This window comes from Mesobacillus subterraneus (genome assembly GCF_023715485.1).
GTDB classification, from domain to species: domain Bacteria; phylum Bacillota; class Bacilli; order Bacillales; family Cytobacillaceae; genus Mesobacillus; species Mesobacillus subterraneus_B.
The window spans coordinates 1-26,241 of sequence record NZ_JAMBOF010000003.1; the positions used below are offsets into that span (position 1 = coordinate 1).

A 26,241-nucleotide genomic window follows, 5' to 3' on the forward strand; every position below is an offset into this window, starting at 1 on the left:
ACCAACTAGATTTAGCCACTATGCTAAAAGCCTCCATGCAGGACATTCTTAAAGAGAAAATAGAATACATCTTGCGTGAGGAGATTAAGAGTGTCCTGGAAAACGAACCTGTCGGAGATGGGAACTCACGTAACGGATACTATCCTCGGACTCTTGACACCATGTATGGACGTGTAGACGATCTTTCTGTTCCAAGGGATCGCAAGGGAGACTTCACAACCAATATGTTTGAACCCTACCAAAGGCGAATGGTTGCCGTAGATGAATTGGTTGTCCAGCTTTATCAACACGGGGTTGGAGTTCGGCAGGTAGGAAAAATCATGAAAAGCCTTCTTGGCGAACAATACTCCCCAGGAACGATTTCCAATATTACTTCGGCTGTAATGGAGGACGTCATACAATGGCAGAATCGTCCTCTTAATCAACGTTATTGTGCTTTATTTCTTGATGCCTTATTTGTAAAAGTCCGCAGGGATACAGTCGGCAAGGAAGCTGTCTATATTGTCCTAGGTATTACTCCAGAAGGTCACAGGGAAATCCTTGGTTTCTATGTGGGTGGAGTAGAATCCTCAAATGGCTGGAAGGAAATCCTCCAGGACCTGCGTAACAGAGGGGTACAGGAAGTATTACTTGGAGTTTTTGACGGATTGACCGGTCTCGAAGAGGCATTTAGGTCCATCTTTCCAAAAGCAGATGTTCAACGTTGCGTCATACACAAGGTTCGCTCAACAATGAATAAAGCACGAAAGAAGGATCAGGCAGAACTAAGTATCGATTTGAAAAAGGTCTACACATCAAGCACATATGAAGAAGCAGAAGAAGTGTTTGAAATGGTAAAGAAGAAATGGAAAAAGAATTATAGCCGGGAACTCGCCTCTTGGGAAGAAGACCTGCCAGTCCTCCTGACTTTTTTAGGTTACCCTAAAGAGGTCCAACAGTATATTTATACTACGAACCTAATTGAGCGCACGAACAAGGAAGTCCGTAAGAGATTAAAGACTATGAACAGTTTGCCTAATATCGAAGCAGCTGAGAAAATTATTTACCTGACCTCCATCGACTATAACGAGCGATGGGCAAGAAGAAGGTTGGGAGGATTCGGACTGGCTTACGATAAGATTTTAAAAATGTTTGAACAACGATATACAATGGCCAAAAAGGGGTAGTCAGGCAGCCTCGGCTGCCTGACTACCCCTCCAAATATAACTCATGGAGTATGGATGCTTACACATAATTCTTGACGGAACCATAAAACCCTGTAATTCGCTATAAAAATTAGAATATCGCTATAAAATTTGAATTCATGTTAAAAAAGTTAAGCAAATATAAAAAAACAGAGTACAAAACGGTAAAATACAATCCTATATAATCTGATTCGCAGTTTGACTGATTTTACAGGGTTTAGGGACTAAATTTTGTTGAATTTGCCCTGTAATTCGCACCGTTTCAGCAGGATGACAGAGGTTATAGTACCTTGCGAATTTTTATGTAAATACAATTGCTATGGTTATTCATTAAAAACTAAATCTAAAGTTATACTCAGTAGGATTTAACCTTGTTACCCCTATTTAACAAAATGATACGAAATCTCTCATATCTACATCGACACAAATATTGGGAATTTATAACAAGTAATTCTTTTAGGTGATATAATGTTTCTAAGGAAATCAATTAGTGGGGGTCCATAAATGAAGAAAGTAATTTGGTTTATGTTAATTCTTCTGCTTATGTCAGGTTGTAGTTATAATCCTTCTGATGAAGATATTGTTGATACGCACGATGAAATAACCAACCTTGGAAAGTTTATGGAATTCGTTAAGAATGTAAATCAAGGTAAGGAAGACCAAATTAGAGTTGTAAGATATACAATCGAAGGAGACCCAATGTTGCACGACCTTGAATACGACGGGGAAATCATCACTTCAACCACTGATACTACTAGAGACCAATTTGGTAAAGGAAGTGTTAGTACCGCAACTTGCAAATCAATAACTGTAAAAGAAACTGATGAAGGAACGTACTACAATTTATCAGGATGCAACAAAACTAATAGAGACAACAGTATATTAGTAATTCGGCAGTAAAAAGGCATTGTTAGTTAACAATGCCTTTTCAAATGCTAAGATTTCCGTAGGAGCTGGATTTATTAAAAATCCAAATTATTAAGATACAAATACTAATTCCTTAGGATATTTAGTTAAAATCTCGATTCCAGCTTCAGTAATGACCACATCATCCTCAATCCTTACGCCGGCAACGCCAGGCACGTATATTCCCGGCTCAGCAGTAAAGACCATTCCTTTTTCCATTAACAGAGAGTTAGTACTTGTTAATGAAGGATACTCATGCACGCTTACGCCTAGCCCGTGGCCAAGGCGGTGAGGGAAGTACTCTCCGTATCCCGCAGCTTCAATCACATTCCGTGCAGCTAAATCAACCTCAGAACAGGCAACTCCGACACGCGCAGTCTCCAAAGCTTTTAATTGTGCTTTAAGGACTGTGTTATAAATTTCTTCTTGCTGCTTGCTGATCTCGCCAAATGCAACTGTTCTTGTGATATCAGAGCAGTAGCCATCCATGACAACACCAAGGTCAAACAAGACTAAATCACCCTTGCTGATTTTAGTCAGTCCAGGAGTACCATGGGGAGCAGCCGCGTTTTTACCGGTAAGGACCATTGTTGAAAAAGACATCTCTGTAACGCCTTTTTTCTTTAGTTCATATTCGATGGCAGCGAGGACATCGAGCTCCGTTTTGCCTTCTTGAATCTCATTGACGCCTGTTTCAATCGCGAAATCAGCTAGCTCGCATGCTTTTCTTAGCTTCTGCAATTCATCTTCAGTCTTGACCATCCGCATCAGCCTCAGCTTTTCTTCGGCGGAAACAAATGCTGAACCTCCAAAAAGTGCAGACATTTTTTCATAGCGCTCTACATTCAGCTGTTCCTTCTCGATTGCAGTCTTCTTGATGGAAGGAATTCTCTTTTTGATGGCATTGTAAGCAAGCTCCATCGAATCATCTGTATCGCTGTGACCGATAATTTCAAGATTCCATCCGGCGTTTCTCGCATTTTCCTTATCCATTGCCGGACAGATCATGAATGGGTCAGCATCCTGGAAAACAGCAATCGCAAGCAGGCGTTCATGAGGATCGCTTAAAAATCCGCTTAAGTAAAAAACGTTGTCAGGGGATGAAACGAACGTGACATCTACATCGTTTTCTTTCATCCATCCTGATAAAGCAGCCAATCTTTCAGACATCATTATTCCTCCTCTGATATGTATATCTCATTATGAGAGTAGCAATTCGAGGGTGAAAAGTAAAACTTTTATTAGGGAGGTTTCGTGGGTATAAAGAAAATGATGCAGGAGATAGACAAAAAGCGTTGAAATAATTTATTGATGATTGAAAGGAGCGATAACATGAAAGTATCTTATCACGGCCATTCTGTTGTTAAAATTGAGACGAATGGGAAAACAATTCTGATTGACCCATTCATCACTGGCAACGACCTTACGGATTTGACGGTTGAAGATGTCAAGCCGGATGTGATTATTCTGACCCATGCACATGGGGACCATCTCGGTGATACTGTGGAGCTTGCAAAGAAAAATGATTCACTTGTCATTGCCAACTTCGAAGTTGCTACATACTTAAGCTGGAAAGGGCTTAACACGCACGGCATGTCCATCGGGGGTGCTTATGAATTTGATTTTGGAAAAGTGAAGATGACACCTGCCTTCCATGGAACTGGAATGATTACCGATAATAATGAGATCATTTATGGAGGGATGCCTGCAGGCATCTTATTTATGGCAGAAGGAAAGACGGTCTATCATGCCGGAGACACGGGATTATTTTCAGATATGAAGCTGATTGGCGAAAGACATCCGATTGACCTCGCATTCCTGCCGATTGGCGATAATTTTACAATGGGACCGGAGGATGCAGCACTTGCAGCAGAATTCCTTGATGCGAAGGAAGTCGTGCCGATCCATTTCAATACATTCCCGCCAATCAAGCAGGATCCTCATGCCTTTGTTGCATCTCTTAAGAAAAACAACGGCCGGGTTCTGGAGGCAGGGGAGGCCATTGAGTTGTAACTCACAATACACCGCACACAAAAAGTTGTGCGGCTTTTTTGTGTTTAAAATGCTTTTTTTCCTCTAACAGGCATAGATATAAAATAAGACAACCTATAGGAGGGGGAAAATGAAAAAGAACCGCTATCTTTTATATTTGCTATTATGCGGATTAATGTTTTATATAGCTATGCCCGAGCTATCATTTTCAACAGGCGGCAAGGAAGCTCTGTTCGCTGGTTCCTGGCTGTTCCTGGCACTGCTAGTCTTCGCAGGAAACCTTGCAGCCTTTTTATACACACCTAAAAAGTATGCCCAGACTGGCAGGGGCAGAGTGGAAAGCATACCGAAAAGTAAATCACGCGTATTTACTGGCTGAGATGATCAGCCAGTTTTTTTATTACCCAGAAATTATATGGTTGCCTTTTTTGTTTATATAGGCAGAGTCAGGACCAGGTTTGTGAAGGGTTTGATTGAATCAAGGCTTCTTTCCCCTTATAATGTAAATGGATAGAACTACATTGAACGGAAAATGATGATAAAGGGTGAAAGTCTTGGCAACTAAGCATGAACAAATACTTCAATATATAGATGAATTGCCAATAGGAGAAAAAATCTCGGTACGCCAAATCGCCAAGGCGCTTAACGTAAGCGAAGGAACTGCATACAGAGCCATAAAGGAAGCGGAAAATAAAGGGTATGTCAGCACGATCGAACGTGTCGGCACTATCAGGATTGAGCGGAAAAAGAAAGAGAACATTGAGAAGCTCACGTTTGCAGAAGTCGTGAACATCGTCGATGGACAGGTCCTGGGCGGCCGCGGGGGGCTTCATAAAACATTGAATAAATTCGTTATTGGAGCTATGAAGCTCGAGGCAATGATGCGCTATACTGGTGCAGGCAACCTTCTGATCGTCGGTAACCGCGACAAGGCGCATGAACAGGCGCTAAGAGCCGGAGCTGCTGTTTTAGTGACAGGCGGCTTCGATACGGAAGACCATGTTAAAAAGCTGGCGGATGAACTTCAGCTGCCAATCATCTCAAGCAGCTATGATACTTTTACCGTCGCAACGATGATCAACCGCGCAATTTATGATCAATTAATCAAAAAGGAAATCATCCTTGTAGAGGATATCCTGACTCCAGTTTCGGAAACAATCATTCTCAGAAGTGACGACCGTGTCTCGGATTGGTATCGTCATAAGGACGAAACGCTCCACAGCCGTTTCCCGGTAGTCGATCACAATATGAAGGTTATTGGGATGATCACTTCAAAGGATGTCATGGGCCATGAGCAGGATACGCTGATTGAAAAAATCATGACGAAGAATCCGATGTCAGTCAGTGGATCGACGAGTGTCGCTTCCTCAGCCCACATGATGGTTTGGGAGGGCATTGAAGTCTTGCCAGTGGTGGATGACGCAAATCGTCTTGAAGGCATCGTCAGCAGGCAGGATGTCTTGAAGGCACTGCAGATGATACAGCGTCAGCCGCAGGTGGGCGAGACGCTGGATGATACGGTGACAAACCAGATGGTGCTGGCAAAGGGGAAAACAAAGGATGAGGACATTTTCCGCTGCCAGGTTACACCACAGATGACAAATCACCTTGGCACGATTTCATATGGGGTATTTACAACGATCGTTACCGAAGCAGCTAACCGGGTACTCAGGGGCTATAAAAAAGGAGATTTGGTTGTAGAGAATATGACCATTTATTTCATTAAACCGGTCCAGATTGACAGAGTAATCGAGATTTATCCAAAAGTGCTGGAGGTAGGAAGGAAGTTCGGGAAGGTCGATATCGAAGCATTCAATGATGGAGTATTAGTAGGAAAAGCGATGATGATGTGCCAGCTCATCGACAGGCATTGATTTGTGACTACTATAAGAATAGAAAAAGCCGATCCACTACGGATCGGCTTTTTTTAGCTTATTTATTTTCAGCTTCCTTAGCAGCTTGGGGCAGATAGAATTTATATGCTTTTATTCCAGCCCAGACGCTCAATGTCCCAATAACAATAAATAGTCCGCCGACGATATAGGTAACAGTTGTCTGGAAAAGAAATAGCTGGTTCAAACCAAATAAAGCGACGAACAATCCTAATGCGATGCTGGATTTGGCAGAAAGCCATTTCCGTTCGGCAGGGCGTTTGCTGCGCACATATTTAATCTTGTAAAAGATATAAAAGACGAAAGACAGGACAATTAGCAGCACAAATATTGGCATTGCGTTTCCTCCAAATTTAGAATCCCCCCTATTTTACCGCTATTTTAAGAGGATTTCCATACCAGAGATCAATCATTTGGTCTTTTAGTGAAGATAAAATAGCTTCATAGGTACGTACACTTCTGGGCTGTTTTTTTGAGAAAAGGATAACCATTGCATGAAGGTGTGATTATCCACAAGATCCCCACTCATTAATCCGCAAAATAGTACCTATTATTCACGAACTAAAATTTCCGTTTTGATAATCCAGCTGGAATAACAATAAAATGCTTCTGCTTTTCTTTTCCAGTAAATATGTTCATAATTAAAATATGAAAATGTTGAAGGAGCATGTTGATGAAAGCGCAAATATTAGAAGCAATTGAAAATTATGAAACGATTATTATCCATCGCCATGTGAGACCGGATCCTGATGCATACGGTTCCCAGGGAGGGCTTGCTGAAATCCTCAAAGCTTCGTTCCCAGGCAAGAATGTATACACTGTTGGGAAAGAGGAATCGTCGCTCAATTATTTAAGAAGGCTTGATTCGATCCCTGATGAGATTTTCAAAGGGGCACTTGTGATTGTATGTGATACAGCGAATGCCGAACGCATATGTGATGATCGCTACCGCTTAGGTGAGCAGCTGATCAAAATCGATCACCACCCGAATGAAGACCCATACGGCGACTTGCAGTGGGTTGATACCACCGCGAGTTCGACGAGCGAAATGATTTATGAATTCTATCTTTCCTTCAAGGATAAAGGATTGAAAATGTCTGATGAGGCAGCCAGGCTGCTGTATGCCGGGATTGTCGGCGATACCGGCCGTTTCCTGTATCCTAGCACGACGAATAAAACTTTCGCTTATGCAGGGGAACTGATCCATTATAACTTCTCGCGTACAGAGTTATATGACCGGATGTATGAACTTGCTCCAAATGTAGTGAAATTGAATGGCTACGTACTGCAGAATTTTGAAGTGCTTGAAAATGGCGCTGCAAAAGTAGTGATGAAGCAGGAGCTGCTCGATAAGTATTCGGTTAAGCCATCGGAAGCTTCATTGCTTGTCAGTGAACTGGGGAATGTTGCCGGAATTAAGGCCTGGGTGTTCTTTATCGAAGAGGAAGACCAGATCAGGGTGCGTTTGCGTTCAAAGGGCCCGGTAATCAACAGCATTGCGAGAAAGTATAATGGCGGCGGTCACCCGCTTGCAGCTGGAGCTTCTATCTATTCATGGGACGATGTCGATCACGTGCTCAATGATTTAATTGACGCCTGCAAGGATTAACCTCATAAAGCCCCGTCTCTCAAATGCGGGAGCGGGGCTTTTTTAAAATTAATCCAAGCTGATCTCCACCTGGATGCTGACGGATGTGTAAATGACCATCGATTTAATTTTAAGTTTATACCGTTTTTCATTCACCTTGATTGATTTGTTTTCAATCAGCTTTGTAATCAAATCCCTGCTTTTAAAAACGGAATCCAAATCCTTCGCTAGCAGCATGTTGAGCTGAGCTTTAGTTTCCTCTTCGATTTCATAGATACTGAGTGTATCAAGATATTTTTTATATTTTTGGTCGTTAACAATCTTCACTTTAATCTCCTGGACGGTCAGTTTTTCCTGATTTTTTTTATTTAATTCCGCGTAATCATCCATCCAGATTTGAATATCACTTTTTAATTCAGCAATCTCATCCTTTTGTTCATGTATAGTCTTCGCATTTTTTTCCAGGGATACACCATTGATATACAGGAACACACACCAGCTCAAGACAGCGCCTATAGCCATACCTGAAAAAAACCTCTGCCATTCAGGCCTATGGTAATAAGGGGGGATTCTCATTTTACACATGCTCCTGTGTCAGCCAGCTGATTAGAAGCGCCCCGGTCTGTGCCCCGCCCATCGCTGTAAGTATCAATAAGAATTGCTTGAAAATATCCTTCGTTTCCCCATGTAATAAGCCCTTTTCAAAGCTGTAAACCGTATCGAATGTTCCGCCTATTGCGGCTATGATTGCCCAGATCCTGATCGAACTAGAAAAGCGAGCTATTTCCGTCAGCAGCGGCTGCCCAGTTAAAAAAGATGCAAGTCCGCCAATCAGCGAACCTCCAAGCAAGACACCGAGCGCTATAAAATAAGCTTCGAATAAATGTGGAATAAATGGCTGGTTCATTGAAAACACCCTTTGATAAGAAGTCAATTTTTCCTCGTAATCCATCATATGGACAAACAGGTTTTAATATGTTTAAAGTTCCCGAAATAAATGAGAACATATTTTCTTTTTTTGCGTTAAGAGCCTATAATAATAGAAGATGAACCTTTAAGGGTGTGAGAGAAATGACATTTATTCACCTTCATGTCTATAGTGCATACAGCCTGCTGACGAGCACGGCAACAATACAGCAGCTTGTCCGCGATGCCGAGGCAAAAGGATTTCCTGCACTTGCGCTAACGGACCGGAATGTAATGTATGGTGCGGTGGCGTTTTATAAAGAATGTCTGAAAAAATCCATTAAACCCTTACTTGGACTGACAGTTGACGTTGTAAGCGAAACGCTCGAACATGAATCATTTCCACTTGTACTCCTTGCTAAAAACAACGAGGGTTTCCAGAACTTGATGAAGATTTCCAGTGCTGTACAGACGAAATCGCCAGAGGGAATACCAGTGAAATGGCTGAGGCATTATGCTTCCGGGTTATACGCCATGACACCGGGAAGCCAGGGGGAAATAGAATATTACTTATCAAACGGCGAACAAGAAAATGCCCTCCGGACTTTGGAGTTATATACGAAAATCTTTGGCAGGCAGAACTTTTATCTATCATTGCAGGATCAAGGGCTTCCTGGCCAAAAGGAATTAATAGACAAGCTGGCAAGGCTCGGAACAGATACCAATACTCGCTTGACGGCCGCAAATCAAGTCCATTATTTGGACAAGGAGGATTCCTTTGCCCAGGAATGTCTGCTTGCAATCAAAAATGGCGAAAAGCTTAAGGACGATGACCGTGAGAAACTGGGAAGCAGTGAATTTTACCTTAAAACCGCTCATGAGATGAGCGAGCTATTCTCAGAGTATCCGGAAGCGCTCGAGAACACGCTTGAAATTGCCGAAAATTGCAATGTCATGCTTGATTTCGAATCAAGGCATCTGCCTAAATATCCTGTTGAGCATGGACAAAACGCTAATGAAATGCTTGAGGAGTTATGCTTTAAAGGCTTGAAGGAGCGTTATGGAACACCATCGCCTGAACACGTGGACAGGCTTAAATATGAGCTATCCGTCATCAAGAAAATGTACTTCAGTGATTATTTCCTGATCGTGTGGGATTTCATGAAATATGCCAGGGATAAAGGAATCTTGACCGGACCAGGCAGGGGGTCGGCAGCAGGTTCAATCGTTTCCTATGTATTATTCATAACTGACGTGGACCCGATTGAACACGAATTACTATTTGAAAGATTCCTGAATCCCGAACGTATATCAATGCCTGATATCGATATCGATTTTCCTGATAACCGCAGAGATGAAGTGATTGAATATGTCGCTTCGAAATATGGTGAACTCCATGTTGCCCAGATTGCCACTTTTGGAACGATGGCAGCAAAGGCTGCGGTTAGAGATGTCGGCCGGGCTTTCGGTTTGAATGCGAGTGAGCTTGACCGCCTTTCAAGGCTTGTGCCTTCAAAACTTGGTATTACACTCAAGGAAGCGATCAAGGAATCAGAAGGCCTGCGAAAATTCATCGAGGAATCTGTAAAAAACAAAAGAATCCTGGAGACGGCAATCAAGCTGGAAGGCTTGCCGCGCCATACTTCCACGCACGCGGCGGGAGTTGTGATCAGTGAGCAGCCGTTAACCAATGTGGTACCAATCCAGGCAGGTCAGTCAAAGGTTTTTCTGACCCAATATTCGATGGATCACCTCGAAGAAATCGGCTTGTTGAAGATGGACTTCTTAGGGCTCAGGAATTTGACTTTGATCGATTCCATCCTTCATTCCGTTTATCAAAGGACACGACTGAAGCTGGATATCCACGATATCCCCTTTGATGATCAAAAAACATTTGAGCTGCTGGGAAGGGGAGAGACTACCGGGATCTTCCAGCTTGAATCAGAAGGGATGAGGAAGGTTTTAACCAGGCTTGAGCCAACAAGGTTCGAGGATATCGTAGCAGTCAATGCGCTTTACAGGCCTGGACCAATGGAAAATATTCCTTTGTTCATTGACCGGAAACATGGCAGGCAGCCTATTGACTATTATCACAAGGATCTTGAACCCATCCTTGGAAATACATATGGTGTAATTGTCTACCAGGAGCAAATTATGCAAATCGCATCCAAATTAGCTGGTTTTTCACTCGGTGAAGCTGACTTGCTGCGTCGAGCTGTTTCAAAGAAAAAAAAGGAAGTACTTTCCCAGGAACGTGAGCATTTTGTGAACGGTGCTTTGCGGAAAGGATATGACATTGAGACAGCGAATATTATTTATGACCTGATCGTCAGGTTTGCGAATTATGGCTTTAACAGAAGCCATGCGGTCGCTTACAGTATGATTGCCTATCAGCTTGCATTTTTGAAGGCTAACTATCCACTCTATTTCATGGCAGCACTCCTGACCTCGGCAATTGGAAATGATATGAAAATAGCCCAGTATGCAAGAGAATTGCAGCAAATGGGTATCAAGCTGCTTCCGCCATCCATCAATAAAAGCACCTTCAGCTTCCAGCCCGAAGGCGACGCGGTCCGATACAGCCTGGCCGGCATCAAGGGTGTCGGACTGGCCTCATTGAAGGATATATTCCAAGCAAGAAGGAGTATGCCGTTTAAGGATATTTTTGATTTTTGTATCAGAGTGCCGCAAAAGGCTGCTTCAAGAAAAGTTCTGGAATCATTGATTTATTCAGGTGCATTTGATGAATTTGGCCAGGATCGAGCCATCCTCCTCGCAACGATTGATGTGGCGATTGAACACGCACAGCTTGTGGCTCCCGATGATTCCGGGCAAATCGATATGTTCGCAGAAGCTGAGTTTTCGCTTAAGCCGAAATACACCGAAGTTGACCCAATGCGGGTTGAAGACAAGCTCAGCCTCGAAAAAGAAGTGCTTGGAGTTTATCTTTCGGAACATCCAGTTTCAATACACGTAAAGGAATTCAAGGCTGCAGGCGTTAAAACCATTGCTTCCAAGTCAGCCGGAGCGAAGACCAGGCTTGGTGTCTATATTACTGAGCAAAAGAAAATCCGCACTAAAAAGGGAGAAGCAATGGCTTTCCTGACCCTGAGCGATGCAAGCGGTGAAACAGAAGCGGTCGTGTTCCCGTCTGTTTTCAAGCAATACGGGAATGCCTTGGTCCAAGGGAAAATGGCACTGTTAGAGGGAAAGTTTGATGAAAGAGATGGCAAGAGCCAATTCGTGGTACAAACTGTTCTTGATCTTGAAGCGGAAGCAGCGAAAGTGAAAGAAAAAAAGCCCGTCCTGTATTTACGGATTGCAAGGGGAACCGATTCTGCAGAGAAAATGAATCATTTGAAAACATTATTACAAAAACATCATGGAGCAGTTCCTGTTATTGTCTATAATGAGGAAACAGAAAAATCAGTCCTGCTAACAAACGAATACAATGTAAGCACTCAAGCTGACAGTATGGTTCAATTAAAGAAATTATTGGGTGACAGCAACGTTGTCCTGAAAAATTAGTCCTTTACAAGTATAATAGATGTGTTATATTGGAAAAGGATATGTGTGGTCAGACCACTGGAAAAGGCAACTTTTTCAAATGGGCTCTTTTCGTATGCTTTGTTGCCAGTAGATCCTAAAGAATTACGGTTTTATGTAAGTCTTTTATTATGGGCTACTCGAAAAGAGCACGAGGCCAATTTATATATGGGAATAATGCCTTAGACGAATTATAATGATTAATACGAAAAAGCCTTTAATTACTAAGGAGTGGACCTAAGTTGACTTTACGTGAAGAAGCTTTGCACATGCACCGTGTAAACAAAGGTAAATTAGAGTCAAAATCTAAAGTGCCTGTCAGGAATGCGAGAGATTTAAGCCTTGCTTATTCGCCAGGTGTGGCCGAGCCCTGCAAGGAAATATATGATAAGCCGGAAACAGTCTACGATTATACAATGAAAGGCAATATGGTCGCAGTCGTATCCGACGGAACGGCAGTACTGGGACTTGGAAATATCGGCCCTGAAGCTGCGCTACCTGTCATGGAGGGAAAAGCAGTTCTTTTTAAGAGCTTCGCAGGTGTCGATGCCTTTCCAATCTGCCTGAATACGACAGATGTCGATAAAATCGTTGAAACTGTCAAGCTGCTTGAGCCAACATTTGGCGGCGTGAACTTAGAAGATATCGCTGCGCCAAATTGCTTCGCTGTTGAAGAGCGCTTGAAAAAAGAAACAAATATACCTGTATTCCATGATGACCAGCATGGGACTGCCATTGTAACGGTCGCAGGACTTGTGAATGCCCTGAAGATCGTCGGCAAGAAAATGAATGAAATCAAAGTTGTTGCAAACGGAGCTGGTGCTGCAGGAATTGCAATCATTAAGCTTCTTTACTCATACGGTGTACGCGATATCATTATGTGTGATACCAAGGGCGCTATTTATGAAGGACGTCCTAAAGGGATGAACGCGATCAAGGAAGAAGTCGCTAAATTCACGAACCGTGATAATGTGGAAGGTTCACTTGCTGATGCCATCAAAGGTGCTGATGTTTTCATTGGTGTTTCAGTCGCAGGGGCATTGACTTCAGAAATGATCCAGACAATGAACAGCGATCCAATCATTTTTGCGATGGCCAATCCCGTTCCGGAAATTATGCCAGAGGAAGCCAAGGCAGCTGGAGCAGCAGTTATTGGTACAGGCCGTTCAGATTTCCCTAACCAGGTAAATAACGTCCTTGCATTCCCAGGAATCTTTCGTGGTGCGTTAGACGCACGAGCAACCCATATCAATGAAAAAATGAAGGTTGCGGCCGTTAACGCAATCGCTAGTTTAATTCATGAGTCAGAGCTTTCAAGCGATTATGTCATCCCTGGCCCATTTGACCCTCGTGTAGCGCCGGAAGTAGCCGCTGCTGTGGCGAATGCTGCGATGGAAACGGGTGTCGCACGCATAAAAGTGGACCCTGAAGAAGTAAAAGACCGTACAAGGCGCCTTGCCAGCATTGGAAAAGGTGAGTGAGCGCTTAGTGTCAAAACCTGAAAAAAACACAAAGGTATATGTGGAAATAGTCAGGCAGCTAAGGGAAATGATTGAGAAAGACGGTTTGAAGACCGGAGATAAAATTCCCTCAGAACGTGAACTTTCGGAGCGCCTCAACGCAGGGCGCTCCTCCGTTCGGGAGGCTCTGCGTGCCCTCGAACTTCTAGGCCTGATAGAGACTAGAAGGGGAGAAGGAACTTTTATCAGGGATTTCCGTGGAAACCAGCTCGTCCAATTATTAAGTACCTTTATCCTTCAGGATGAAAAAGCTAAATTTGACGTTGTCGAAACTAGAAATATGATTGAGGTAGATTGTCTCTACCTGGCAGCTGAAAAATTCCATAATGAGGAATTCGAAAGACTAAAAGTCTGGATTGATGAACATAACTTTAAGGACGAAGAATTCTTCAAAAAAATCGCCGAACTAGCTGACAATCATCTTTTTTATCGCATATGGAATATATTGAATGATTATTATAATGCACTCCAGTTGAAGGTATTGCCTGCTGAAAAAGAAGAATATCACAGGCTCGTAGATTCACTGGCTACCAGAAGAGGAGAACTGATCCTGGAAAGGTATCGCATGCTGCGGAAAATGTCGACAGATTGACGACATGAACTAACATCTTTTGTTATCTGGATGTTATATACTAGTGGACATGCTTATGATACCTGGATGGCAGAATCTCTTTCTTTTTTACTTAAGTGGTCTGGCCACTAGTGCTTTTTGACTAAAAAATGGATTTTAAACTACAACTAGCAATATACGGAGGAGGTTATACTTTGCTTAAAGAGCTTTTTACGAAGACGAAAAAGAAAAAGTACGCAACGATTCCTTCTGAAGCAGCCAAGCAGGATGTACCAGAAGGGATCATGACAAAATGCCCGAACTGCAAAAAGATTATGTATACGAAAGAACTGAATAAAAATTGCAAGGTGTGTATCCAATGTGGTTACCACCATCAAATGGACTCCGCAGAACGAATTAAAAGCTTCCTGGATGCTGGAAGTTTCCGAGAACTAGACCGTGAAATGGTCTCTGGCAATCCTTTAGGTTTTCCCGAATATGTCGAGAAGCTTGAAAAGGATCGCGAGAAGACAGGCCTTAATGAAGCTGTAGTAACTGGTCTGGGCAGTGTGAACGGATATGATGTATCCATAGCGATCATGGATGCCACTTTCAGGATGGGAAGCATGGGATCTGTTGTCGGTGAAAAAATTACAAGGGCTATTGAAAAAGCAGATGAACTTTCTGTTCCATTTATTATTTTTACGGCATCAGGCGGAGCAAGAATGCAAGAAGGCGTCTTGAGTCTGATGCAGATGGCCAAAACGAGCGTCGCTTTAAAAAGATTCAGTGATAACGGCGGATTGATCATATCGATCATGACTCATCCGACTACTGGGGGAGTTTCTGCGAGCTTTGCATCCCTTGGAGATTATAATTTGGCCGAGCCTGGCGCGCTTATCGGCTTTGCAGGCCGAAGAATCATTGAACAAACAATCCGTGAAGATCTTCCTGAAGACTTTCAGACATCTGAGTTTTTGCTGAAGCATGGTCAGCTTGATGCAGTGATCTCGAGAGTGGACTTAAAGGAAAAAATCGCAGGAATACTTGAAATCCATCAGCCAGGAGGGACGTTCGAATGGCAGGAGAACTAGAATTTGAGAAGCCGGTAATTGAACTAAGGAAGAAAATTGGAGAATTAAAAGAATTCACTAAGAATACTGACGTTGATTTGACATCTGAAATAGATAAATTGGAAGCTAGGCTAGAAAAGCTTGAATCCGAAATTTATGAAAATATGAAACCGTGGGACCGGGTACAGATCGCCCGCCATCCTAGCCGCCCAACCACTCTGGAATATATTTCTTTACTATTCACTGATTTTTTTGAGTGCCATGGGGACAGGTCATTCGGTGATGACGAAGCTATTGTCGGCGGGATCGCGAAGTTCCACGGTTATCCGGTCACAGTCATAGGCCACCAGCGTGGAAAAGATACAAAGGAAAATATCCGCAGGAACTTTGGCATGCCTCATCCTGAAGGCTATCGAAAAGCATTAAGATTGATGAAGCAAGCCGAAAAATTCAAACGCCCGATCATTTGCTTCATTGACACGAAGGGCGCTTACCCTGGAAAAGCAGCAGAAGAGCGCGGCCAGAGTGAAGCGATTGCCCGCAATCTGTTTGAAATGGCCGGATTGAAGGTTCCTGTGATCTGTGTTGTCATTGGCGAAGGCGGAAGCGGCGGTGCGCTGGCACTTGGAGTCGGAAATTACATTCATATGCTGGAAAATTCCACGTACTCTGTTATTTCTCCGGAAGGGGCTGCAGCTATTCTATGGAAGGATTCCACTTTGGCAAAAAAAGCTGCGGAAACGATGAAAATCACAGCTCCTGACCTCAAAGGTTTGGGGATAATTGATGAAATCATTCCCGAAGTCAAAGGGGGAGCACATAAGGATGTTGCCCAGCAGGCCAAATATATGGATAAAATCTTGAAGGATTCGATGTCTGAATTGCTGGCTATGAGCGAAGATGCACTGATTGACCAGCGCTATGAAAAATATAAAGCAATTGGGGAGTATTCGTTTCCAAATGAATTTATAGGGGTAAAATAAAACGTGCCTTCAGGTACGTTTTATTTTTTTTCCAGCTTTAACCCTTTTAAAGCGCTTGCAGTTATATGATTATTCCGTCTTTATGTCAATATTAAGGATTCAGTTGAGATACGATATTCTACGTGTTATTTTAGAAATATTCCCGGGTATTCTGTTTATAATAAGACAAGCTAACAGAATACTACAGTTATGTTTTTAAGAAAGGCTCTTTTCAAGAGCCCTATGTTAAAAAATGTACATAGATGATACCGAATGAGGTGAAAGACTATGAAAAGAATTGGTGTATTAACGAGTGGCGGGGATGCGCCCGGCATGAATGCTGCAGTTCGTGCAGTTGTAAGGAAAGCGATTTACCATGATATTGAAGTGTATGGTGTATTTGGCGGATACGCTGGGCTGATGAGCGGAAATATCAAAAAGCTTGAATTGGGTTCAGTTGGTGATATTATCCATCGCGGCGGTACGTTCCTTTATTCTGCGCGCAGTGAGGAATTCAAGACTAGGGAAGGCCAGCAAAAAGGAATCGAGCAGCTAAAAGCATTTGGAATCGATGGCCTTGTTGTCATTGGTGGAGATGGTTCTTACAGAGGAGCAAAAGCTCTGACTGAACAAGGGTTCCCGTGCGTAGGTGTTCCAGGAACGATTGACAATGATATCCCAGGTACTGAATTCACGATCGGCTTTGATACGGCTCTTAACACTGTAATCGATGCGATCGATAAAATCCGTGATACGGCTTCTTCACATGAAAGAACGTTTGTCGTTGAAGTTATGGGACGTAATGCAGGTGATCTTGCTCTTTGGGCAGGCTTAGCGGGCGGAGCGGAAACAATCCTAATCCCTGAAGATCCTCATGATATGAAGGATATTGCTAACCGACTTAAAAAGGGCCATGAGCGCGGCAAGAAGCACAGTATCATCATCGTGGCTGAAGGTGTCATGAATGGGTATGATTTCGCAAAACAATTGAAAGAAGAAACGGACTTTGATACGAGGGTAACAGTTCTTGGCCATGTTCAGCGGGGTGGAACTCCAACGGCGTTTGACCGTGTGCTTGCAAGCAGGCTTGGAGCGCGTGCTGTAGAACTTTTGCTGGAAGGCAAGGGTGGACGTGCTGTCGGAATGGAAAAGAATGAAATGGTAGATTATGATATCATTGAAGCACTGGCAAAGCAGCATACAGTTGACTTGAACTTATACAAATTATCAAAAGAATTATCTATTTAATCTCTTAACAGTAAACCAGGAGGTTGCGAGCTATGCGCAAAACAAAAATTGTTTGTACGATTGGCCCCGCAAGTGAAAGTGTAGATAAATTGGTTCAATTGATAGAAGCAGGCATGAATGTTTCCCGTTTGAATTTTTCCCACGGAAATCATGAGGAACACGCAGCACGTATCAAGAATATCAGAGAAGCCGCTGAGAGAACAGGGAAAAAGGTAGGTATCCTGCTTGATACTAAAGGCCCTGAAATCAGGACGAATGATATGGAAAATGGCGCGATTGAGCTTCAGACTGGCCAAGAGTGCATCGTTTCCATGACAGAGGTTCAAGGTACACCTGAAAAGTTCTCTGTTACTTATGACCAATTGATTGATGATGTCCACCCAGGAGCGAAAATCCTTCTCGATGACGGATTGATCGGCCTTGAAGTAATCAGCATCGATAAAGCTAAGAACGAAATCAAGACTAAGGTAATGAACAGCGGAACACTCAAGAACAAAAAAGGTGTTAACGTACCTGGTGTTTCTGTAAAGCTTCCAGGCATTACAGAAAAAGATGCACAGGATATTCTTTTTGGCATTGAGCAAGGTGTAGATTTCATCGCAGCATCATTTGTGCGCCGTGCTACTGATGTGTTGGAAATCCGCCAGCTTCTTGAAGAAAACAACGGTTCCCATATCCAGATCATCCCTAAGATCGAAAATCAGGAAGGCGTCGACAATATCAATGAAATTCTTGAAGTTTCTGACGGCCTGATGGTTGCCCGTGGTGACCTTGGTGTTGAAATTCCGGCAGAAGAAGTGCCGCTTGTACAAAAGGATCTAATCAAAAAGTGCAATACACTTGGCAAGCCTGTCATTACGGCAACCCAAATGCTGGATTCCATGCAGCGCAATCCGCGCCCTACACGTGCGGAAGCAAGTGACGTAGCAAACGCGATTTTTGACGGCACTGACGCAATCATGTTATCAGGCGAAACAGCTGCTGGACAATATCCAGTTGAAGCTGTACAAACGATGCATAACATTGCTTCCCGTGCAGAACAAGCCCTTGATCACAAGGAATTGTTGTCAGCACGCAGTAAAGACACTGAACACAACATTACTGATGCTATCGGGCAATCGGTTGCGCATACAGCATTGAACTTGGAAGTGAATGCAATCATCACACCAACGGAAAGCGGCCATACTGCTCGTATGATTTCAAAATACCGTCCTAAGGCGCCAATCATTGCTGCAACTTCAAATGATCATGTTCTTCGCCGCCTGGCACTTGTTTGGGGAGTATACCCACAGCTTGGCCAGAAAGCAGAAACGACTGATGAAATGCTAGCAATCGCAGTGGAAGAAAGTGTGAACAGCGGCCTTGTCTCACACGGTGATCTAGTTGTTATCACAGCTGGTGTACCTGTAGGTGAAGCAGGAACAACAAACCTGATGAAGATCCATGTAGTCGGTGATATCCTTGCAAAGGCACAGGGAATTGGCCGTAAATCTGCTTATGGCAGAGTTGTGATCGCGAAAGATGCGCAGGAAGCATTAAGCAAAGTGAAAGAAGGCAGCATTCTTGTAACAATCGGCTCAGACCGAGAAATGGTACCTGCCCTTGAAAAATGCAGTGCGTTGATTACAGAGGAAGGCGGTTTGACAAGCCATGCGGCTGTAGTTGGACTGAACCTGGGAATCCCTGTGATCGTAGGCGTAGAAAACGCAATGAAGCTATTCGAAGACGGCCAGGAGATCACTGTTGACTCTGCAAGAGGCGTCATTTATAGAGGACATGCCAGCGTATTGTAAAATTGAATGAAGTGATAGGATGAGGTTAATGCCTCGTCCTTTTTTATTATTTAGGCTCTGCTAAACTAAAACTTTGATATTTGCGTATTAAAAAAGAGGCTGACTCAAAAGGTTGAATAAACTCAACCTGAGAGTCGCCTCTTTTAGTGTTTTATCCAGTTTTTGGGTCAAATTGGTGACTTTTTTTGTAATGTTAGGCTATAACCAAAGGCCATTAATTTATAATTTTTGTACAAGAAAATCTCTCCTTTTGTTTGGTTGGTTGTGGTGACTTATTTATAACAAAAGAGGGATTTTCTTGTTTTTATTTTGCGATAACCTGAGTTGATTGGAGTGGAAAGCGCGAAGACTCCTCCGAAAATGCTAACGCATTTCCATCGTGCGTTGGCTGGTTCGAGGAAGTCAATCAATGTCCTGCGGGATCCGCTGGACAGGTGAGACTCCGCAAGAGCGAAGCGATGAGGAGGCTCAGCGCCAGCCAAGAAGAATTTAGTCTTTGAAAAAGCTGGCACTTGAGCTTTTTCATAATTCTTCCCCCGCGGAAAGCAAAGCGCCTGGAACGGAAATCAACGGACCATTTTTACAAGCCGCTAAAAGACAAGAGGGTGCCCAAAAGTTTTTATCTTTTGGGACACCCTCTTTTTTAATGCTTATTCACCTAAGTAAAAAACCCATTTTCTAATACTATTTAAGAAATTATTTAATCACTTCAGTTTTAAGATAATCTTCTTGAAGAAGCCCATATACAGCACAATCCTTATAATGATTCTTGGCATTGCGAATCATATGCTTAATGGTTCCTTCATGTTCCATTCCAACTTTACGCATAATCTTTCCAGAGGCTGGGTTGTCAGTATTATGTGCTGCTGATATTTTGTGGATTTTCATATGTCTAAATCCAAATTCAATGACAGCTCTCAATGCCTCAGTTCCATACCCCTTGTTCCACCATTTGTAACCGATTGAATAACCTACATCACAATTCTCAGTCATGTTATCGAATTTGAACAAATCAATAGCTCCGATCAATTCGCCACTTGCTTTCAGTTCTATACCCCAATAGCAGAATTCTTGTGTATCATACTTATTTACGATTTCTGTTACCCTCTCAATTGTTTCCGAGACAGACTTGTGTGCTCCTTTTATAAGATTATCCATTACCCGATCATCGAAAGCCAATGGTCAAATACACTTTGAGCATCTGTAAGTTCAATTTTCCTTAGAATTAATCGATCCGTTTCTAAGGTTGGTGTTCCAGAATAATTAATCATTTTCTCACCTACTAAACAAATCATATTAATTTACTAATTCTGTTCTTCACTTAACTTAGAAATTCCTTATTCGTCTATTCATTTAGATGACTAACTTTGATTGGCGGATTTGTTTGTTTGTTAAATGGTGTCAATTTAGACTGGTAATGACAAACATCTCTTTGATATTCGACTTTATCGCGTCAAAACCCTTCCTTTCGAGGAATTCATTTAATAATGGAAGAAAAAGGATGTAAAAATAAATATATTAAATCAAATCGCATGTTAATACCATCGGAAAATTCAATTAGTTGTATTCTCCCAGAAACGGCACATATAATAGAGAGACAAGCTATTCCAACAAATTGAGGTGGAAGATGAAATACATTTTTCTATTTTTAGTTCTTGTCCCGGCAGCAGAGATTGGAATCTTGCTTTACGCAGGACAGACATTTGGCGTTTGGACTACAATTCTGTTAATTATCCTTACCGGATTCCTTGGAGCATATTTGGCAAAGCAGCAGGGACTTGAAATAATACGAAAGACACAAGAGCAACTAAGAAGAGGCGAGATGCCAGGAGATGCAATCCTTGATGGAGTAAGTATTCTGGTCGGCGGTACCCTGCTTCTTACACCAGGTTTTGTAACCGATACTCTAGGTTTCTTGCTGTTGGCACCGCCGACCAGGAAATTTTTCAAAGTTATAATGATGAAGGCATTTAGGAACTGGATAAATAAAGGCAATATAAAGGTAATACGATAATATAAAAACGCCAGCCGGCATGGTTGGCGTTTTAATTTATTGGCTATTTTCGCATAAAATGATAATTATTTAATAATCTCTTCATTTTTTCCCTTAATGAAAATCCATAAATCCCGGAAAACATTCGCGCGTTGCAATGTATTAAAAATAACAAGCACGACAGGCCCGACAATCAATCCGAGAAAGCCGATTGTCTTGAAGCCGACAAACAAGGCGATCAAGGTAGCCAGCGGATCAAGTCCGATGCTGGATGAAAGGATCTTCGGTTCCATGACTTGCCTTTGCACAAGGACGACGACATAAAGGATGCCCAAGCCAATCGCGGTGCTCATTTCCCCGGTGATGGCTTCATAAATGATCCAAGGCACGAAGACGGCTCCCGTTCCAAGGTATGGAATGATATCTACAATACCTGTAACAAGAGCGATTGTGATGGCATAATCAACACGTAGAATCAGCAATCCGATTAGAATGATGACGGTTGTGATTGAAATCAATGTAGCCTGTGCCTTAACAAATCCGAAAAGAGCTTTTTTCAAATCAGCAAAAACGGTTTTGCTGCTGGTACGGGCACGATTCGGCATTATACGGTTACCCATCGCGGACAATCTGTACCAGTCTTTACTGATGAAGAATGTTCCAAGCAAGGAGAAAATTAAAACTGTCGCTGCATTTGGCAGCCAGGAAATAATGTTTGGGATGTTGCCGAACAGATTCTTGATGAAATTGCCTGCTGTCGTCCCAATTGTTGCACCGACGTTCTGGATATTATCCATAATCGTATCTTGCTGTCCTGCCTCCAGATTCTGGAACAATCCTGCTAATTGGTTATATAGCGGTATAATTTGTGCCGCAAAGAAATGTTCTATGTAATCAATCAATGTCACCAGGTGATCCGGTACGACCCTTGCTAAATATTCAGCGCCTGAGGCGATTTCGACTACAAGCAATGTAATGAGCCCTGCAAATACCGAAATGATCATGATCAAAGCGACGAGCACGGCTAGAGCCCTCGGCATCTTTGCCTTTGATTCAAAGAAATTGACGAGCGGGTTCATCATGAAGGCAATAAGAAAACCAATGATGAATGGATAAGTAACTTTTGATACATAAAACAATGCCAGCGCGCCAGCAACAATGGCACCAATTACTAAAATAAATCTAAAAGTCCGGTAAAGATAAACGGGATTCAAAGAGGTTCCTCCTTCTGGAAATATGTACTGACTGGGTACATCTGCTATTTTATATCTTAACAGCTGGCCGCCAATCGGAAAAGTTTCCACTAATATACGGTGTATGTGTAAAAAAGATTCGACCTGAAAATAAAAAATCCTCTTTAAACCAGGAAGGGATTTGGAAGGTTTGTGGATTTTCCTATATAAAGGGCTTAAAATTGCTCAATGGAATCGTGCTTAATTCTAGTCTTGCTTAACAAAAAATACATTTAATTGAAAAAGTAAATCAGTTACCATGGAGACGTATTAGCCAAGCAAATGGGCATTTTTGTAGGTACAATCTATATTGGAGTATAATCAAAAGATACTATGATACGAGGCTGCTGCTATTTTTGGTGTAATATTTTTAATTATGTTACAATAGTTTTAATCGTGGAAGGATGGCTATCTTAATGCTAGAACCAATGCTATTTTTATTAACTTTATTAGCAATTGCTTTCTTGGCCAAAAATCAGTCATTAATCATTGCAGTACTCGTTTTGCTAGTAATGAAAATTGTTGGTTTCGAAGCAAAAACTTTTTCGCTGCTCCAGGGCAAGGGAATCAATTGGGGTGTGACGGTTATCACTATTGCTGTCCTGGCACCGATTGCAAGCGGAGACATTGGTTTTAAGGATTTGTCCGGCGCGTTCAAATCACCTTATGCATGGATCGCTCTTGTGTCTGGAATGGCAGTAGCCTTGCTAGCCAAAGGTGGAGTTACCCTGCTTGCAGAAGATCCACATATCACAACGGCCTTAGTCCTAGGCACAATCCTGGCAGTATCACTGTTCAAGGGAGTCGCAGTAGGACCGCTGATTGGAGCAGGTATTGCCTTTGCGGCGATGAGAATTTTCGAATTCTTTAAGTAGTCTTTTTTCAAAATAATATTTTATAGTGATTTAAGTTGTTTTCATTCACAAATGTCAGATAATTGTTTATAATAGGACTTGTAACTGCTTCCATTCTTAAAAAGGGTGGAGAAAGAGCGGGATCCACGGTTTTTTATAAAATAAAATGTAAGCATTTTCTTTTTGGGGATTGCCTGAGCAAGCGCTCGATTTAGAGTTTTTTATGATAGATAAAGGCATCCAATTGAATTGGTCTGTCGCCGGAGCCTGGCCCGGCTTACCGTAGCCTTCTAGGCTTATAAAGTGTCAGAAATTTCTTTTTTCTGATAGCTGTTCATTTACAGCATTTTCAACATACAGACAAATGGGATATGGGGAAATTAACTACAAAGGAGAGATTGAGTATGACAGTAACACGTGGTCTTGAAGGGGTAGTGGCAACAACATCCTCTATCAGCTCTATTATTGATGACACGCTCACTTATGTTGGCTATGACATTGATGATCTAGCTGAAAATGCTAGTTTTGAAGAAGTTATTTATCTGTTATGGCACCGCAAGCTTCCAACAGCAGCTGAATTGGAAGAGTTGAAGAAGCAGCTTGCAGAGAATGCGGCATTGCCTAAAGAAGTACTAGAACATTTCAAGATGTACCCGATCGACAAAGTCCATCCTATGGCTGCACTTCGCTCGGCAGTATCTCTTTTGGGATTATATGATGATGAAGCAGATGTTATGGAAAAAGATTCGAATTACCAGAAGGCAATTCGCCTTCAGGCAAAAATGCCTAGCATCGTAACGGCTTTTGCTAGAGTAAGAAAAGGCCTTGAGCCAATCGCGCCAAGAGAAGACCTTACCTTCGCTGCAAACTTCCTTTACATGCTTACTGGCGATGAGCCGGAAGAGGTAGCAGTAGAAGCAATGAACAAAGCGCTTGTCCTGCATGCTGACCATGAATTGAATGCATCTACGTTCACAGCTCGTGTATGTGTTGCGACACTTTCGGATGTATATTCAGGTGTAACAGCTGCAATCGGAGCATTGAAAGGACCTCTTCACGGCGGAGCGAATGAAGCAGTTATGAAAATGCTGACTGAGATCGGCACTCTTGAAAATGTAGAGCCGGCAATCCGTGGAAAGCTTGCTAACAAAGAAAAAATCATGGGCTTCGGGCACCGTGTATACCGCCAGGGAGACCCACGCGCTAAGCATTTAAGGGAAATGTCCAAAAGATTGACTGAGCTTACTGGTGAACCACACTGGTATGAGATGTCTACAAAGATTGAGGAAATCGTTACAGGCGAAAAGAACCTTCCGCCAAACGTTGATTTCTACTCAGCATCTGTATACCACAGCCTGGGAATCGACCATGACTTGTTCACGCCGATCTTTGCTGTCAGCCGTGTATCTGGGTGGCTTGCTCATATTCTTGAACAGTATGATAACAATCGTCTGATCCGTCCTCGTGCTGATTACACAGGCCCTGGTAAACAGGAATATGTAGCAATCGAAGAAAGATAATTAGAGAAAAATAGAGCAATATTTTACTTTTCAGTGAAAAATTGCTGTAATAGGAGAGTGGGAAGTTAAGCATCACTTCCGGTTGTGCTGTGAAGTAGATGCTTCGCTTCCAAAGTGAAAGGTTAGGGGCAAGCTTGCCTGCTAACCTTTGATTCTGTCGAATGATACTGGAGGGAGAGAAAAAAATGCAAGGTGAAAAAATTACTGTAAAAGATGGAGTATTAAACGTACCAAACAATCCAATCGTTCCATTTATCGAGGGTGACGGAACAGGTCCAGATATTTGGGCAGCGTCAGTCAGAGTTCTTGATGCAGCTGTTGAAAAAGCTTATAAGGGTGAGCGCAAGATTGTCTGGAAAGAAGTTCTTGCTGGAGAAAAAGCATTCAACCAGACTGGTGAGTGGCTTCCAAGCGAAACTTTAGAGTTGATCAATGAATACTTAATCGCGATCAAGGGACCTCTTACAACACCAATCGGTGGCGGAATCCGTTCCCTTAACGTTGCATTGCGTCAAGAACTTGACCTATTCGTGTGCCTGCGCCCTGTTCGCTGGTTCGAAGGTGTACCTTCACCTGTAAAGCGTCCTCAGGACACTGACATGGTTATTTTCCGTGAAAACACTGAAGATATCTATGCGGGTATCGAATATGCAAGCGGATCTGACGAAGTCAAAAAACTTCTTGCATTCCTGCAAAACGAAATGGGAGTAAATAAAATCCGATTCCCTGAAACTTCAGGTATCGGTATCAAGCCTGTTTCCAAAGAAGGAACAGAGCGCCTTGTACGTGCAGCGATCAATTACGCCATCACAGAAGGCCGTAAGTCATTAACGCTGGTACATAAGGGCAATATCATGAAATTCACAGAAGGTGCGTTCAAAAACTGGGGTTATGAACTTGCTGAAAAAGAATTCGGTGATAAAGTTTTCACATGGGCTCAGTATGACAAGATTAAGGAAGACCAAGGTACGGATGCAGCAAACAAAGCTCAGTCTGATGCAGAGGCTGCTGGCAAGATCATCGTTAAAGATGCGATTGCTGATATCTTCCTTCAACAGATTCTTACACGTCCGAAAGAGTTCGATGTTGTTGCAACAATGAACCTGAACGGCGACTACATTTCAGATGCACTTGCAGCACAGGTAGGCGGTATTGGTATCGCTCCTGGAGCAAACATCAACTATGAAACTGGCCACGCTATTTTCGAAGCGACTCACGGTACTGCTCCGAAATATGCTGGTTTGGATAAAGTTAACCCGTCTTCAGTAATCCTTTCAGGCGTTCTAATGCTTGAACACCTTGGCTGGACTGAAGCAGCTAACCTGATCGTCAAGTCAATGGAAAAATCAATCGCTTCAAAGGTTGTAACATATGACTTTGCACGTTTGATGGATGGCGCTACAGAAGTCAAAACTTCTGAGTTCGGTGATGAACTGATCAAGAACATGGGCTAATTAAGGTACGAAGGCTATCCTTTTAATG

Annotated in this window: 24 protein-coding genes; 18 read left to right on the forward strand and 6 right to left on the reverse strand. The window is 42.6% G+C overall.

The features are described 5' to 3' along the window. The coding region (locus M3204_RS04705; RefSeq protein ID WP_435371086.1) for an IS256 family transposase at nucleotides 1-1,166 on the forward strand (1,166 nt) is incomplete at its 5' end. 522 nt (nucleotides 1,167-1,688) lie between these two features. Further along, complete coding sequence (locus tag M3204_RS04710; protein ID WP_251479086.1) at nucleotides 1,689-2,084, forward strand: DUF4362 domain-containing protein; 396 nt, start codon at nucleotides 1,689-1,691, stop codon at nucleotides 2,082-2,084. A 78-nt stretch (nucleotides 2,085-2,162) separates the two neighbouring features. Here M3204_RS04710 and M3204_RS04715 read toward each other — a convergent pair whose 3' ends face one another. Then, on the reverse strand, nucleotides 2,163-3,260 hold the full coding sequence (locus tag M3204_RS04715; RefSeq protein WP_251479884.1) for a M24 family metallopeptidase: 1,098 nt from the start codon (nucleotides 3,258-3,260) through the stop codon (nucleotides 2,163-2,165). 162 nt (nucleotides 3,261-3,422) lie between these two features. Here M3204_RS04715 and M3204_RS04720 point away from each other — a divergent pair, with 162 nt between their 5' ends. From M3204_RS04720 to M3204_RS04730, 3 genes are all read left to right on the forward strand, one after another. Then, on the forward strand, nucleotides 3,423-4,103 hold the full coding sequence (locus M3204_RS04720; protein ID WP_251479088.1) for a metal-dependent hydrolase: 681 nt from the start codon (nucleotides 3,423-3,425) through the stop codon (nucleotides 4,101-4,103). Between the two features lie 109 nt (nucleotides 4,104-4,212). Then, a complete protein-coding gene (locus M3204_RS04725; protein ID WP_251479090.1) occupies nucleotides 4,213-4,461 on the forward strand; it encodes a hypothetical protein in 249 nt (82 codons plus the stop codon). 175 nt (nucleotides 4,462-4,636) lie between these two features. After that, nucleotides 4,637-5,956 carry a CBS domain-containing protein gene (locus M3204_RS04730; protein WP_251479092.1) on the forward strand — a complete coding sequence of 440 codons (1,320 nt, stop codon included), beginning with the start codon at nucleotides 4,637-4,639 and terminating at the stop codon, nucleotides 5,954-5,956. A gap of 58 nt (nucleotides 5,957-6,014) precedes the next feature. Here the strand turns inward: M3204_RS04730 and M3204_RS04735 are convergent, their stop codons facing one another. After that, nucleotides 6,015-6,311, reverse strand: a complete 297-nt coding sequence (locus tag M3204_RS04735; protein WP_251479094.1) for a YtpI family protein — start codon at nucleotides 6,309-6,311, stop codon at nucleotides 6,015-6,017. Between the two features lie 336 nt (nucleotides 6,312-6,647). On the opposite strand from M3204_RS04735, the gene M3204_RS04740 reads away from it, so the two are divergent. Further along, nucleotides 6,648-7,583 carry a DHH family phosphoesterase gene (locus tag M3204_RS04740; RefSeq protein ID WP_251479096.1) on the forward strand — a complete coding sequence of 312 codons (936 nt, stop codon included), beginning with the start codon at nucleotides 6,648-6,650 and terminating at the stop codon, nucleotides 7,581-7,583. Nucleotides 7,584-7,631: 48 nt separating this feature from the next. Here M3204_RS04740 and ytrI read toward each other — a convergent pair whose 3' ends face one another. Together ytrI and M3204_RS04750 are read right to left on the reverse strand one after the other, a co-directional pair. Beyond that, nucleotides 7,632-8,138 (reverse strand): sporulation membrane protein YtrI, encoded by a 507-nt coding sequence (ytrI, locus tag M3204_RS04745; RefSeq protein ID WP_251479098.1) that lies wholly within the window; start codon nucleotides 8,136-8,138, stop codon nucleotides 7,632-7,634. Nucleotide 8,139: 1 nt separating this feature from the next. Continuing rightward, nucleotides 8,140-8,469 carry a YtrH family sporulation protein gene (locus tag M3204_RS04750; RefSeq protein ID WP_251479100.1) on the reverse strand — a complete coding sequence of 110 codons (330 nt, stop codon included), beginning with the start codon at nucleotides 8,467-8,469 and terminating at the stop codon, nucleotides 8,140-8,142. Between the two features lie 164 nt (nucleotides 8,470-8,633). Here M3204_RS04750 and dnaE point away from each other — a divergent pair, with 164 nt between their 5' ends. The 8 genes from dnaE to M3204_RS04790 all read left to right on the forward strand — a co-directional run bounded on the left by dnaE (nucleotide 8,634) and on the right by M3204_RS04790 (nucleotide 19,842). Continuing rightward, nucleotides 8,634-11,996 carry a DNA polymerase III subunit alpha gene (gene dnaE / locus M3204_RS04755; protein ID WP_251479102.1) on the forward strand — a complete coding sequence of 1,121 codons (3,363 nt, stop codon included), beginning with the start codon at nucleotides 8,634-8,636 and terminating at the stop codon, nucleotides 11,994-11,996. A 260-nt stretch (nucleotides 11,997-12,256) separates the two neighbouring features. Next, nucleotides 12,257-13,495: an NAD(P)-dependent malic enzyme gene (locus M3204_RS04760; RefSeq protein WP_251479103.1), complete on the forward strand. Its 1,239-nt coding sequence runs from the start codon at nucleotides 12,257-12,259 to the stop codon at nucleotides 13,493-13,495. Between the two features lie 67 nt (nucleotides 13,496-13,562). Further along, nucleotides 13,563-14,126, forward strand: coding sequence for a GntR family transcriptional regulator (locus M3204_RS04765; RefSeq protein ID WP_251479887.1), 564 nt, complete (start codon nucleotides 13,563-13,565; stop codon nucleotides 14,124-14,126). Between the two features lie 173 nt (nucleotides 14,127-14,299). Continuing rightward, nucleotides 14,300-15,178 (forward strand): acetyl-CoA carboxylase, carboxyltransferase subunit beta, encoded by an 879-nt coding sequence (gene accD, locus M3204_RS04770; protein ID WP_251479105.1) that lies wholly within the window; start codon nucleotides 14,300-14,302, stop codon nucleotides 15,176-15,178. Beyond that, nucleotides 15,163-16,140 carry an acetyl-CoA carboxylase carboxyl transferase subunit alpha gene (accA, locus tag M3204_RS04775; protein ID WP_251479107.1) on the forward strand — a complete coding sequence of 326 codons (978 nt, stop codon included), beginning with the start codon at nucleotides 15,163-15,165 and terminating at the stop codon, nucleotides 16,138-16,140. Before accD ends, accA begins: the two co-directional genes overlap by 16 nt. 267 nt (nucleotides 16,141-16,407) lie before the next feature. Then, nucleotides 16,408-17,367, forward strand: coding sequence for a 6-phosphofructokinase (pfkA, locus tag M3204_RS04780; RefSeq protein WP_251479109.1), 960 nt, complete (start codon nucleotides 16,408-16,410; stop codon nucleotides 17,365-17,367). 32 nt (nucleotides 17,368-17,399) lie between these two features. Next, nucleotides 17,400-19,160: a pyruvate kinase gene (pyk, locus tag M3204_RS04785; protein ID WP_251479111.1), complete on the forward strand. Its 1,761-nt coding sequence runs from the start codon at nucleotides 17,400-17,402 to the stop codon at nucleotides 19,158-19,160. Nucleotides 19,161-19,656: 496 nt separating this feature from the next. Beyond that, nucleotides 19,657-19,842 carry a hypothetical protein gene (locus tag M3204_RS04790; protein ID WP_251479113.1) on the forward strand — a complete coding sequence of 62 codons (186 nt, stop codon included), beginning with the start codon at nucleotides 19,657-19,659 and terminating at the stop codon, nucleotides 19,840-19,842. 14 nt (nucleotides 19,843-19,856) lie between these two features. Here the strand turns inward: M3204_RS04790 and M3204_RS04795 are convergent, their stop codons facing one another. Beyond that, complete coding sequence (locus M3204_RS04795; protein ID WP_251479116.1) at nucleotides 19,857-20,339, reverse strand: GNAT family N-acetyltransferase; 483 nt, start codon at nucleotides 20,337-20,339, stop codon at nucleotides 19,857-19,859. A 448-nt stretch (nucleotides 20,340-20,787) separates the two neighbouring features. Here M3204_RS04795 and M3204_RS04800 point away from each other — a divergent pair, with 448 nt between their 5' ends. After that, a complete protein-coding gene (locus M3204_RS04800) occupies nucleotides 20,788-21,174 on the forward strand; it encodes an FxsA family protein (protein WP_251479119.1) in 387 nt (128 codons plus the stop codon). Between the two features lie 65 nt (nucleotides 21,175-21,239). On the opposite strand, the gene ytvI is transcribed toward M3204_RS04800, so the two are convergent. Continuing rightward, on the reverse strand, nucleotides 21,240-22,367 hold the full coding sequence (gene ytvI, locus M3204_RS04805) for a sporulation integral membrane protein YtvI (protein ID WP_251479121.1): 1,128 nt from the start codon (nucleotides 22,365-22,367) through the stop codon (nucleotides 21,240-21,242). A 434-nt stretch (nucleotides 22,368-22,801) separates the two neighbouring features. Here ytvI and M3204_RS04810 point away from each other — a divergent pair, with 434 nt between their 5' ends. The 3 genes from M3204_RS04810 (at nucleotide 22,802) to icd (ending at nucleotide 26,213) form a co-directional block, all read left to right on the forward strand. Next, nucleotides 22,802-23,260 carry a DUF441 domain-containing protein gene (locus M3204_RS04810; RefSeq protein ID WP_251479124.1) on the forward strand — a complete coding sequence of 153 codons (459 nt, stop codon included), beginning with the start codon at nucleotides 22,802-22,804 and terminating at the stop codon, nucleotides 23,258-23,260. 383 nt (nucleotides 23,261-23,643) lie between these two features. Further along, nucleotides 23,644-24,759, forward strand: coding sequence for a citrate synthase (citZ, locus tag M3204_RS04815; protein ID WP_251479126.1), 1,116 nt, complete (start codon nucleotides 23,644-23,646; stop codon nucleotides 24,757-24,759). A 185-nt stretch (nucleotides 24,760-24,944) separates the two neighbouring features. After that, complete coding sequence (gene icd, locus M3204_RS04820) at nucleotides 24,945-26,213, forward strand: NADP-dependent isocitrate dehydrogenase (protein ID WP_251479129.1); 1,269 nt, start codon at nucleotides 24,945-24,947, stop codon at nucleotides 26,211-26,213. Nucleotides 26,214-26,241: the final 28 nt, after the last annotated feature.